This window comes from Arthrobacter sp. GW460-12-1-14-TSB2 (assembly GCF_059423525.1).
In genome coordinates this window covers 1-11,428 of record NZ_JBWKYC010000043.1, presented here as the reverse complement: position 1 = coordinate 11,428, position 11,428 = coordinate 1, and the positions used below count along the sequence as shown (strand labels likewise).

The following is an 11,428-nucleotide window of genomic DNA, read 5'->3' as shown; positions in this document are numbered from 1 at the left end:
TCTCTTCCGGATCACGATCAGGCAGCTGGTTAGTCAACCCGCTGAGGATATGGGAGGTATCTTCTCCTGCAGCCACGTCCAACCTCTCTTTGCGCGCATGCATCGGCGCACTCAGGTCCGGCAGGGTAACTGCCTGGCGTGAACGCGACGTGTGCGACGTATCGGTTACAACAGCCCGGTCATGTGCGCCGGGCAGGGTCCTATCACGTCTATGACCGCTTAAATCCAGGGCGATCGCCCCGCCGGCATAGACGTCATCAGCCACTCTAGCTGTGAGAGCTATCCGATGCGTAGCCGCTGCCTGACGTGCTTGTCGTATTTGACGTCATACTGGTTTGTGACGGTAGCCGCCGGGCCGGACCGCCGCCAGACCGTTGGTGTGACGCAGAATAAGTGGGATCGCTGGGGCAGTAGCTTGAAGAGCAGGCACAAAGGGTGTTGGCTTGTAGTAATGGAAATCACTAGATTTATGCAAATGACTAAGCATTGGAGGAACACGTGAGTGAGGCCGACGCCGCCACTTCGGTAAATGTGGCGGAAAAATTGGGTTTCAAAAACGGGGATCTGATTCAGGAGTTCGGTTACGACGACGACGTCGACTTCGACTTGCGTGATGATATTGAGGACCTCACCGGGTCCGAACTCCTGGATGAAGACGACCATGACGTTGTAGACGCCGTCATTTTCTGGTGGCGGGACGGCGACGGGGACCTTGTTGACACGCTCATGGATTCCCTGACCACGTTGAGTGAGAACGGTGTGGTCTGGGTTCTGACTCCGAAGTCGGGAAGGCATGGCTACGTGTCCCCGGCGGAGATCCAGGAAGCGGCACCCACGGCAGGGCTTCACCTCACCACCTCGGCCGGTGTATCCAAGGACTGGAGCGCCACGCGCCTGGTCACCAGGAAGAACAAGTGACGGTTCAGCCACTGCAAACGGCAGAAAATCCCGCAACGACCAGCGTCCCGGAGGTCGGAGAGCCGGCCCCTGACTTTGAGCTGGTCAATCAGTACGGCGAACCGGTCCGGCTGTCGGAGCTTCGGGGGCGCAATGTCGTCGTCGTTTTCTATCCGTTTGCCTTCTCGGGGATCTGTACCGGAGAGCTATGCGAGATCCGGGACAACCTTTCGCTGTTCGAAGATGCGAACGCAACTGTCCTGGCAATATCCGTGGACAGCAAATTCACGGGGCGGGCCTACGCGGAAAAGGAAGGCTATGGATTTGATCTGCTGGCCGACTTCTGGCCGCACGGGGACGTGGCATCGGAATACGGCGTCTTCGACCCGGCCAGCGGCATGGCGAAGCGTGGAACGTTCATCATCGACGCGCACGGCATCATCCGGTACGTCGTGGTGAATCCGCGCGGCCAGGCCCGTGATCTGGGTGGATACCGCGCAGCCCTGTCGGAGCTCGGCGGGAACTGACGGAATGAGGCAGCGGCACCCCGGACTTGGCATGACTGGGTTCGCCAGCCTGCCGCCGGTGGGTGCTGCCGCTCCTGCCCCTGACGAAATCGGAGCCCTGGCGGACATCAGGGACGCCATAGCGGGAAAGCGCTTCGCCCTCCTGACCGGGGCCGGCCTCAGCACCGACTCTGGTATCCCGGACTACCGCGGGCCCGGTGCGGCTCCACGGGCGCCCATGACATATCAGGAGTTCATCGGCCACGCGGCCAACCGCCAGCGGTACTGGGCGCGCAATCACATCGGCTGGTCGCACCTCCGTCGCGCCGATCCGAATGAGGGCCATGCGGCCGCGGCCCGGCTTGAGCAGCGGGGCCTTCTCACCGGCCTTATCACCCAAAACGTGGACCGGCTCCATGAAGACGCGGGCAGCATCAATGTTGTCGACCTCCATGGCCGCTTCGACCGGGTGGCCTGCCTGTCCTGCGCCCGCCGCTACAGCAGGACCCTGCTGGCAGGAGTGCTGGAGGAACTGAACCCCGGATTCCTGGAACGGGCCCTGGCGGACGGCGTGGTGGAGATCGCGCCCGACGCCGATGCAACCGTGGAGGACTCGGCCCTGATCAGCAGTTTCATCGTGGCTCACTGCCCGGCATGCGGGGGCACCCTCAAGCCCGACTTTGTGTACTTCGGTGAAAATGTCCCGAAGGACCGGGTGGAGCGCTCGTACGCCATGGTCGACGCGGCCGGCGCTCTGGTTGTTGCCGGATCCTCACTGACGGTCATGAGCGGCCTTCGATTCGTCCGTCACGCCGCCAAGCAGGAGAAACCAGTGGTGATCATCAACAGGGGAGCCACGCGCGGCGACGACCTGGCCACCATCAAGCTGGAGGCGGGGGTCAGTGAATCGTTGACGTGGCTGGCGGCCGAACTGCCGGACCTGTGACGTTCACCTCACTGCCCCGTGGCGGGTTCGTCGATTGGCGTTCGGCGGGACTTGTCCGGTAGAGTTGCTGTTCGTTGGTTGAAGCGCTGAGGCGCGGAAACCACGGTTCGGGTCTTTAGCTCAGCTGGTAGAGCGCCACGTTTACACCGTGGATGTCATCGGTTCGATCCCGGTAGGACCCACCAGCAAAACCCCGTCATTGCAGGCCGATCAGGCAGGCAAAGGCGGGGTTTTTTGTCGTCCCGGCCATGGTTATTGGCGCCAGGGGAGGAATGTCGGACCCTGTTCATAGTGTGGCGGCATGGAACACGTCATGATGAGGCTAGCCCCGGACGGCCGGCCGCTTTCCGTTCTCCGCGGTGGCCGCGAATGGACCATTAGTGCCGAGCCGGTCCGTTGGTTTGAGCGCATCAGCTGGTGGGAGGCCGCGCGCAGGATGCCCAAGGGCCTGGGGCGAGTGGACATCGAGGTGTGGCGGGTCCAGGCGCGCCTTGGCCGCAACGAGAACTCGGCACTGACCACCATGGAATTGATCCGTGACGGGCTCGGTGGCGGCTGGCGGCTCCGGGACGCCGTGGCCGACGCCGCTTGATCCTCTGGACCGCGGAATCCCGGGGAATTGGAAAAGCCTTCCACCGCGGCTATTGGGGGATGCCGCGGTGGAAGGCTTGGAATGAATATACAGTGAATTTTTGGAAATGTGAAACATTTTCATGCCCCGGCCGATCCTCCCAGAGTCGAAGGTCCCTCGGTGCCGGCGCCGGTGCCGGCGGGGGCCCCGCTCCGGCGATACACGCAGGGGGCGCAAATCGGGTCGGCAGACATTATGATGGTTACTGTTCAGCTGAATGAACAGTTGTGAAAGAACGGCGCACTTACGGACGCGCTTTAACTGAAGGAGAATCATGGCCGATTCCCGGGCTCCCCGCACTTCCGACGGACTAGGGAGTGCGTCCCCCGCGCCGGCCGTGACGCGTGCCGCCGCAGTACTCGAGGCCCTGGCCGCTTCAGCGACGGGTCGGCTTACGCTGAGCGACCTCTCGCGGGAACTCGGCATCCCCAAATCATCAACATCGAACCTCCTGCTGGCCCTTGAGGAGGCGCGCCTTATCAACCGGCAGGGGGCCGACTTCACGCTCGGGCGCAAACTCGTGGAACTAGGTGCCGCCTACCTGAGCCGGCTGGACGAGGTGCAGGAGTTCTACCGCTTCTGTGAGCAGGCGCCCACCTTGTCTGGCGAAACCGTCCGGATCGCCATGCTGGACGGGACCAACGTCATCTACCTGGCCCGCTACGAAGGGCATCCCGCGGTCCGGCTGACCTCGAATATCGGTGACAAGATGCCCGTGTCGTTGTGTGCCGTGGGTAAGGCACTCATCGCAAGGCTGCATGACCACGACATCGACGAGATGTTCCCTGATGACCAGGAACTTCCCGTGCTGACCCCGAAATCACTCCGGACGGGTGCTGAATTCAAGAAGCAATTGCCCCTCATCCGGGAGCGCGGATATGCCTTCGAGGACGAGGAATCCACCACGGGAGTTGTGTGCCTGGCGGTATCGGTCCCGACGAGGGGGGCGCACGGCCCCAGCCTGGGGCTGTCCGTTACCGCGCTGAAGGCCACCTATTCCGAGGAGCAGGGCGCCATGATGGTGAAGGAATTGCAGGAGCTGGCCCGGTCGCTGGGCAATCCCATGGGCTAGGGGAGGGAAGCTGAAGGCCGGCGCAGATTCCGCCGAAAAATAAATCAGCTTTCATCATTGGCGAACCGTTCATGGTGCTGTACGCTGTTCAATATAGTGATCGACACCACCGGTGCCGTCGCTATCCCACCAGACCAACGGGGGTCTGGAGTGTTCTTAAGGGAGTGCTTGTGACAACTCGTACTGAATCACCACTGGCCGATGCGGACGACGCCGTCGTCGAACCGGAACAACTGCGGAGGGCAACTCTTGCCAGCTCCGTGGGCTCCGCTCTGGAGTACTACGATTTCTACATTTATGGCCTCGCTTCGGCTTTGATCTTCGGACCGCTTTTCTTCAAGCCCCTCGGCGAAGACGGCGCGCTGATCGCGTCCTTCGCCACCTATGGCGTCGGGTTTGCGGCCCGACCGTTCGGCGGGGTCATCTTCGGCTACATCGGCGACAGGTTCGGCCGCAAAATGGTCCTCATCCTGACGATCGGCCTGATGGGAACCGCAAGCTTCGCCATCGGCCTGCTGCCCACCTTCGAGCAGGCGGGCATGCTGGGTGCGGTCCTGCTCGTGACACTGCGCATCCTCCAGGGCCTCGGCGCCGGGGCTGAACAGGCCGGTGCCACCACGTTGATATCCGAAGTCGCGCCGCGCCGCCGTCGTGGATTCTTCGCTTCCCTGCCGTTCGTCGGCATCCAGCTCGGCACCCTGCTCGGAGCCGGTACTTTCGCACTGATTGCCATGGCTGACAAGGCCGTGCTCGAAGGCTGGCTGTGGCGCGTACCGTTCCTGGCCAGCATCATCCTGATTGCAGTAGCCATCTTCATCCGGCTGCGGCTCAAGGAAACTCCGGTATTCCAGGAGCTCGAAAAGCACAAAAACGTGGTCAAGAACCCCATCGGCCAGCTGTGGAAGCACTCCAAGAAGAACGTCCTGATCGGCATTGGCCTGCGCATGGGCGAGAACGGCAACTCGTCGATCTACTCAGCCCTCCTCATTGCCTTCCTGGCAGCCAAGGACGGGGTGTTCCCGGGCGACAAGTTCATCGGACCCGTGGGCCTGCTCATTGCCGCCGGCTTCGCCGCCGTCATGGTGGTCACCTTCGGCGCGCTCTCGGACCGTTTCGGCCGGGTGCCGGTCTACCGCTACGGCGCCCTGTTCCAGGCCGTCATCGCACTTCCGGCGTTCTACCTGGTGACGCTGGGCAACGTGACCCTGGTCTGGGTGGTCATGGTGGTGGGTATCGCCATCGGCGTCCAGTCCATGCTCGGACCGCAGTGCCCGCTCCTGCCGGAGCTCTTCGGATCCCAGTACCGCTTCACCGGCGTTGCCATGAGCCGTGAACTCTCCGCCGTTATGGCCGGGGGCCTGGTTCCCCTCGTTGGCGCGTCGCTCCTGGCGGCAACGAATCACTCCTGGCTGGTGCTCGCCATCTACTCCCTGGTGCTGGCGCTCATTTCGTTCGCCACGACGTTCTTCACTCCGGAGACCGTGGGCCGTGACCTCGTCCTTACCGAGGACGCGAGCTAGTACCACCCGCACCACCGGAACTGCACTCCGAAACAAAGGCTGTGGTTCCCTCCGCACGGAGGGGGCCACAGCCTTTGCTCTGCCGTCGCCGGTTCACCCGGCACGTGAGTCCGGCCGGGCCCTGGACACCGCCGGTCCCTAGTTGTTGCGTTCCAGTGCCTGGCCGATGATCCGCGCCCCTTCCGGGAAGGCTCCCGGGTTGGACCCTGAGTAGTTGAGGCGGATGAACGCACCGGCGGGTTCGGCCGGGAACCACTCCCGCCCGGCCGCGATGATGACCCCTGCGCTTTCGCAGTCGCGGGCCAGCCGCTCCAGGTCCGTGCCGTCGGGCAGCCTCGCCCAGAGGTTCAGGCCTCCCTTGGGGACCTGTTCGATGTGTGCCTGCGGGGCGTGCGCGCGCATGCTGGTGACCAGGAGATCGCGGCGCGACTGGAGCTGGTGGCGGAGGCTGCGCAGGTGCGTCTGCCACCCGGGCTGCGTCACGACGTCGAGCGCTGCAGCCTGGAGCAATCCACTGACGTACATCGACTCGGCGGCCCGGTCCGCGAGAATGCGTTCACGGGCCGGACCGCGCGCGATGACGGCGGCGATACGGATAGCCGGGGATACGCTCTTGGTCAGCGAGCGGAGGTACACCACGTGGCCGGAGTCGTCGCGGGAGGCGACGGGAACCGGACTGGTGGTGATGCCGAAGTCGTGGGCCCAGTCGTCTTCCACCAGGAACCCGCCCTTCGCACGCACCACCTCCAGGACCTCTTCGCCCCGCCCGGCAGCCCACTGTGCACCGGTGGGGTTCGCGTAGTTCGGCTGGGCGTAGAAGAGGCGCGCGCCCGTTTCGTCAAAGGCCCTGGCCAGTTCCTCCGGGTCCGGACCGTCAGGTCCGCTGGGCACCGGGACAACGCGGACTCCGGCCTGCGCCGCCGCCAGAATGGCGCCCCAGTAGGTTGGCGATTCCATCAGCAGCGGTTGTCCGCGCCCGGCCAGCGCGCTGAAAATGGAACTGAGGCCGCTCTGGCTTCCCGGCAGGACGACGACGTCACTCGGGTTCGGCGGTGTGGTTCCGGCCGGTGTCGAGCCGCCGAGTTCGTGCGCGAACCACGATTGCAGTTCCGGCAGGCCCGCTGCCGGGGGACGGGACAATGCAGCGTCGCTCCGGGCTGCGCGTGTGAGTGCCGCCCGGACAAGGCGCTCGGGCAGGAGTTCCCGGTCCGGGTAGCCGGAGTGGAAAGCGATGGCATTGTTCGGCACGTCGCGCATGGTGCTGGAGGCTGACAGCAGGGGTGCCAGCGGTGACCGCAGGGCCGCCGTCTGCCAGCCGTAGTCCGAGGGGCGCGCACTCCGGACGGCCCGTACGAAAGTGCCGACGCCGGGCCGGCTTTCGATCAGCCCTTGCGCAGTGAGGGCCTGCAGTGCCTTTTGCACGGTCACCGGACTTGCCTGGTACTCAGCAACCAGCGACCGGGTGGACGGCAGCTTCGATCCTGGCGCGGCTTTGGCGATCCACTCCCGCAGTCGCGTCGCAATTCGGGAACTGCTATCGTTGTTCATGAGAGACAATAGTAGCGCTACTACACGAAATCGCCCAGTGGTACTGCCCCGCACTCCTTCCGGACTGTGGTGGGGCCTCCTCGGAGTAGCGGCCTTCTCGTTCACAGTCCCCTTCACCAAGATTGCCGTCACAGGACTGTCGCCCCTTTTCATCGGGTCCGGCCGCGCGGTGGTGGCCTCCGTCCTCGCCGCCTTCGCACTGGCACTCACCCGGCAGCGGCTTCCCCGCGGCGTGCAGTGGGCACGCCTCGCAGTGGTGGCCGCCGGCGTCGTGATCGGATTTCCCTTGCTCACGTCCTTTGCGCTCACCACCACACCGGCCAGCCACGGCGCGGTGGTCATCGCCCTGCTCCCGGCCGCGACGGCGACGGCCGCCGTGCTGAGGGGACGCGAACGTCCACCCCTGGTGTTCTGGCTGATCACCGGTTTGGGCGCGCTGGCGGCTATCGCCTTCGCCTCCATGGAGTCCGGCGGATTCGGCCAGCTGCACTCCGCGGACCTGCTGCTCCTGGGCGCAGTGGTGGCCGCGGCCGTCGGCTACGCGGAAGGCGGCCTGCTGGCCCGGGAACTGGGCCCCTGGCAGACCGTATCCTGGGCTCTGGTGCTGGCGTCGCCGTTGATGGCGGTCCTGACGATGCTCTCCCTGGCTCAGCAGCCGCCGTCGGCCTCTCCCGTCCAGTGGGCGGCGTTCGCCTACCTCGGTGTGGTGAGCATGTTCCTGGGCTTCTTCGCCTGGTATCACGGCCTTGCCATCGGCCCCATGGCCCAGGTCAGCCAGATCCAGCTCGTCCAGCCAGTACTGAGCATCTGCTGGGCCGGACTCCTGCTTGGCGAGAGCCTGGGCTGGACCACCATCATCGGCGGCCTCGCCGTCATCCTCTGCGCCGGCGCCGCCGTCCGGGTCCGGCTCAAACCGGCGCCCGCTCCGCAAACGGCCCCACCCGCCGTCCCGCACGCCGCACGATCCCTCCAGCCTGCAAAGGATTAGCATCATGTACACCCCAGCCCACTTCGCCGCCGGACCCGACGCCATCCAGGATCTCCTCGCCCGGCCGGCCGCAGCCAATCTGGTCACCATGACATCGCAGGGCCTGCTTGCGACGCTGCTGCCCTTCGTCTATGACCCGTCGATCGGCGAACACGGCGCCCTGAACACCCACGTAGCCCGGAACAACGCGCAGTGGTCCGAGCCGGTGATCGGAGAGGCACTCGCCATCATCCAGGGCGCGGACGCCTATATCTCGCCGTCCTGGTACGCATCGAAGGCCGAGCACGGGCGCGTAGTCCCCACCTGGAACTACTCCACGGCGCATGTATACGGAAACTTGGTTGTCCACGACGATCCGGCCTGGCTCGCCAGCCAGGTCAGGCGGCTGACCGACGTCAACGAAGCAGGCTTCGACCACCCGTGGAGCGTGGACGACGCGCCGGAGCGCTACATCTCCGGGCAGCTGCGCGCCATCGTGGGCCTGGAACTGGTGATCACCCGGATCGAGGCGAAGACCAAGCTCAGCCAGAACCGGCCGGACGCCGACATCGACGGTGTGGTGGCAGGACTTACTGCCCGGGGGCACGCCGGGACCGCCGCCGAGGTCGAGCGGGCAAAGCGGCACTAGTCCCCGGCACAAACAAACAGGCCGGCTCCTCCGCCCAGGGGAGGGGCCGGCCTGTAGTGCGGCGTGCCCCAAGAGGGGCCGGCCTGTAGTGCGGCGTGCCGAAATGCCCGGCGGCCGCGCGGGCCGATGGGCGGGTGAAGATTGGCTTGGTAGGGCCTAGTAGAAGTGCACGGTGTCCACGAGGTGGGGGAGTTCCCCGCCGTCCAGGAACGTGCGCAGGTTGCTGCTGAAGCGTTCGGCGATCAGCCGGTTCTCAGCGGCGCTCAGGGCCGACGTGTGCGGGGAAACCATGACCCTCGGGTGGTTCCAGAGCGGGCTGTCCTGCGGCAGGGGTTCGACGGCGAACACGTCGAGGCAGGCGTAGCCCACCTGGCCGTCGTCGAGTGCCTCCAGGAGTGCGTCTTCATCCACCACGGTGCCGCGGCCCACGTTGACGAAGACGGTTCCCGGCTTCATGGCCGCGAACACCTCCCGGTTGAACAGCTTTTCCGTGTACGGCGTGCCGGGCAGGGTATTCACGACGGCGTCCGCCGTGGCAAGCAGGCCGGCCAGGCCGTCGTTCCCGGCCACCTCTTCGATGCCGTCGATCGGCTCAACGTTCCGCTTGGTGCCGCTCACCTTCATGCCGAGTGCCCGGGCGATGCGGGCTGTTTCCAGCCCGATCTCGCCGAGGCCCGTCACCACCAGCGTGGAGCCGTTCACCAGGCGCGTCGGGGTGCGCAGTTCGGGCCAGACCTTGGCGGCCTGGTCCACTGCAAGCTCTGCGCTGCGCTTGAAGCCGTTGAAGATACCCAGCGCGGCGAACTCCGCCAGCGGCAGGGCGTGAACGCCCGCTGAGGTGGTCACCTTGAATTTCTGCAGGGTTTCCTGGTCCAGGCCGGAAGCTTTGACCGCTCCGCCCGCGCCTGCGGCCATTGCGTGGATCCACTGGAGCCGGGGGTTGCTGCCGGCGATCCGGGCCAGTCCGGCGGGACTCTCGTTGGGGAAGCCGTACAGGACGTCGGCCTTGTTCAACATGTCCCAGTAGCGCTCCTCCTGTTCGGGAGTGCGCGTGAAGTGCGGATCGCCGGCGTGGTCCGCTGGGAACCGTTCGGGCGGGAGGAGGTCGGGCTCATAGAGGACGGTCACGGCGGGATCTACGGCGCGGATGCGCTCAACCAGCTCAGCTTCGAGCGGGACGGCGATTGCGACGGTGGTTTTAGTCGTCATAGTGTTCATCATACTGAATGGAGGCTAGGATATTGAACAGGTTTCCTCCTGTTAACCAGAACTAACCACGAAGATAACCACGATGAAGTGAGGTGCCGCTGCCGATGGATGTGCAGGCAAACCCTGATCTGAGCGAAAATTTGAGTGAAAAGAGGGCCGGTTTCGTCGGGCTGGGCCTGATGGGCGGCCGTATGGCTGTCAACCTGTTGAAGGCCGGCTGGGCCGTCACCGGCTGGAACAGGTCAGCTGCCGCCCTGGACGACTTTGCCGCGCGCGGCGGCATCCGTGCCGCTGACGTCGCAGCATTGCGGGACGAACCGGTTATCATCTTCATGCTCCCCGACCTGTCCTACATTGAGGACGCGGCCCAGGAGCTCCTCGCCGGCTGGGCCGCAGAGCCGCCCGCGCCCGGTACCGCTGTCGTTGTCATGAGCAGCGTGTCGCCCGCAGCCGTTCGGGACTTCGGGGCAAGGGTGGCCCGCTTGAGCCGCGGTAACGCCACCGTCGTCGATGCACCCGTCAGCGGCGGCACCAAGGGTGCCGAGGACGGAACCCTGGCCATCATGGCCGGCGCGGAGGAGCGGGATTTCCGGCGGCTTCTTCCGCTGTTCAGCGCTATGGGCGGCACCGTCCGGCGGCTGGGGCCGCTGGGATCAGGGTCGCTGGCAAAGGCTTGCAACCAGCTCATTGTGGGAACCACGACGGCGGCGCTCGCCGAAGCGGCAGAGCTCGCCGAACGCTCGGGCATGGACGTCGCGGCGTTGTATGAGGTGCTTGCCGGCGGACTGGCCGGCAGTAAGGTCCTGGAAGTTGTGGGGCCCCGCCTCGCTGCAAAGGACTACGAGCCCACAGGGCCGGCGAAGTTCATGCACAAGGACCTCTCGTTCGTCCTGGAAAGCGCTGCCGCCGTGGACGCGGCGGTTCCCATGGCTACCGCCGGCGTCGAACTCTACGCCGAACTGAAGCGCCAGGGTCTCGGGGACCTCGACCTCGCCGCCGTCCGGCAGGCGATTTCGAATCTCAGCTGGGACGCAAGTCAGAACCAGCAGTCACACCAGTAATCAAGAGCAATTGAGGAACAGCAGACGATGAGTGCACTTTTTGACCTGAGCGGGCGTGTTGCCCTGGTGACCGGTTCGAGTCGGGGGATCGGCAATGCGCTGGCGCGGGCGCTGGCGGATGCCGGCGCGACGGTGGTGCTGAACGGCATCAATCCTGAGCGGCTGAAGGCGGCTGAGGCTGCGATGGCGGCCGGGTACCCGCCGGGGCGGGTGCACAGTTGCGCGTTCGACGTCACCAGCGACACTGAGGCTGCGCGGGGTGTTGCATGGGTGGAGGAGAACGTGGGGCCGCTGGAGGTCCTGGTGAACAATGCGGGGATCCAGCACCGGGTGCCGATGCTGGATTTGGACGTGGCGGACTGGGAGCGGGTGATTTCCACGGACCTGACCAGCGCGTTTTTGGTGGGGCGTGAGGCGGCGCG

Annotated in this window: 13 protein-coding genes and 1 tRNA gene; 11 read left to right on the top strand and 3 right to left on the bottom strand. The window is 65.3% G+C overall.

The window, feature by feature from the left end:
* On the bottom strand, positions 1–265 hold a 265-nt coding region (locus AC07YR_RS23075), incomplete at its 3' end, for a hypothetical protein (RefSeq protein ID WP_494735391.1).
* Between the two features lie 233 nt (positions 266–498).
* Between AC07YR_RS23075 and AC07YR_RS23070 the strand changes: the two genes are divergently transcribed.
* From AC07YR_RS23070 to AC07YR_RS23040, 7 genes are all read left to right on the top strand, one after another.
* Positions 499–918, top strand: a complete 420-nt coding sequence (locus tag AC07YR_RS23070) for a DUF3052 domain-containing protein (RefSeq protein ID WP_055803775.1) — start codon at positions 499–501, stop codon at positions 916–918.
* Entirely contained in the window at positions 915–1,424 is a 510-nt protein-coding gene (locus AC07YR_RS23065) for a peroxiredoxin (protein WP_494735390.1), read from the top strand. Before AC07YR_RS23070 ends, AC07YR_RS23065 begins: the two co-directional genes overlap by 4 nt.
* A 4-nt stretch (positions 1,425–1,428) precedes the next feature.
* Entirely contained in the window at positions 1,429–2,349 is a 921-nt protein-coding gene (locus AC07YR_RS23060) for an NAD-dependent protein deacetylase (protein ID WP_436057904.1), read from the top strand.
* 109 nt (positions 2,350–2,458) lie between these two features.
* Positions 2,459–2,534, top strand: a tRNA-Val gene (locus AC07YR_RS23055).
* Positions 2,535–2,662: 128 nt separating this feature from the next.
* On the top strand, positions 2,663–2,941 hold the full coding sequence (locus AC07YR_RS23050; protein WP_494735389.1) for a hypothetical protein: 279 nt from the start codon (positions 2,663–2,665) through the stop codon (positions 2,939–2,941).
* Positions 2,942–3,254: 313 nt separating this feature from the next.
* Positions 3,255–4,052: an IclR family transcriptional regulator gene (locus AC07YR_RS23045; RefSeq protein WP_028268939.1), complete on the top strand. Its 798-nt coding sequence runs from the start codon at positions 3,255–3,257 to the stop codon at positions 4,050–4,052.
* A gap of 170 nt (positions 4,053–4,222) precedes the next feature.
* Positions 4,223–5,572: an MFS transporter gene (locus AC07YR_RS23040; protein WP_436057902.1), complete on the top strand. Its 1,350-nt coding sequence runs from the start codon at positions 4,223–4,225 to the stop codon at positions 5,570–5,572.
* Between the two features lie 138 nt (positions 5,573–5,710).
* Here AC07YR_RS23040 and AC07YR_RS23035 read toward each other — a convergent pair whose 3' ends face one another.
* Positions 5,711–7,120, bottom strand: a complete 1,410-nt coding sequence (locus tag AC07YR_RS23035; protein WP_494735388.1) for an aminotransferase-like domain-containing protein — start codon at positions 7,118–7,120, stop codon at positions 5,711–5,713.
* Here AC07YR_RS23035 and AC07YR_RS23030 point away from each other — a divergent pair.
* Together AC07YR_RS23030 and AC07YR_RS23025 are read left to right on the top strand one after the other, a co-directional pair.
* Positions 7,119–8,108 (top strand): DMT family transporter, encoded by a 990-nt coding sequence (locus AC07YR_RS23030; RefSeq protein WP_494735387.1) that lies wholly within the window; start codon positions 7,119–7,121, stop codon positions 8,106–8,108. The genes AC07YR_RS23035 and AC07YR_RS23030 overlap by 2 nt on opposite strands.
* A 4-nt stretch (positions 8,109–8,112) precedes the next feature.
* Positions 8,113–8,736 (top strand): FMN-binding negative transcriptional regulator, encoded by a 624-nt coding sequence (locus AC07YR_RS23025; RefSeq protein ID WP_494735386.1) that lies wholly within the window; start codon positions 8,113–8,115, stop codon positions 8,734–8,736.
* A gap of 156 nt (positions 8,737–8,892) precedes the next feature.
* Here AC07YR_RS23025 and AC07YR_RS23020 read toward each other — a convergent pair whose 3' ends face one another.
* Complete coding sequence (locus AC07YR_RS23020) at positions 8,893–9,957, bottom strand: D-2-hydroxyacid dehydrogenase (protein WP_494735385.1); 1,065 nt, start codon at positions 9,955–9,957, stop codon at positions 8,893–8,895.
* Positions 9,958–10,085: 128 nt separating this feature from the next.
* On the opposite strand from AC07YR_RS23020, the gene AC07YR_RS23015 reads away from it, so the two are divergent.
* Entirely contained in the window at positions 10,086–11,006 is a 921-nt protein-coding gene (locus tag AC07YR_RS23015) for an NAD(P)-dependent oxidoreductase (protein WP_494735384.1), read from the top strand.
* A 27-nt stretch (positions 11,007–11,033) separates the two neighbouring features.
* A partial coding sequence (locus tag AC07YR_RS23010; protein WP_494735383.1) for an SDR family NAD(P)-dependent oxidoreductase occupies positions 11,034–11,428 on the top strand: 395 nt, incomplete at its 3' end.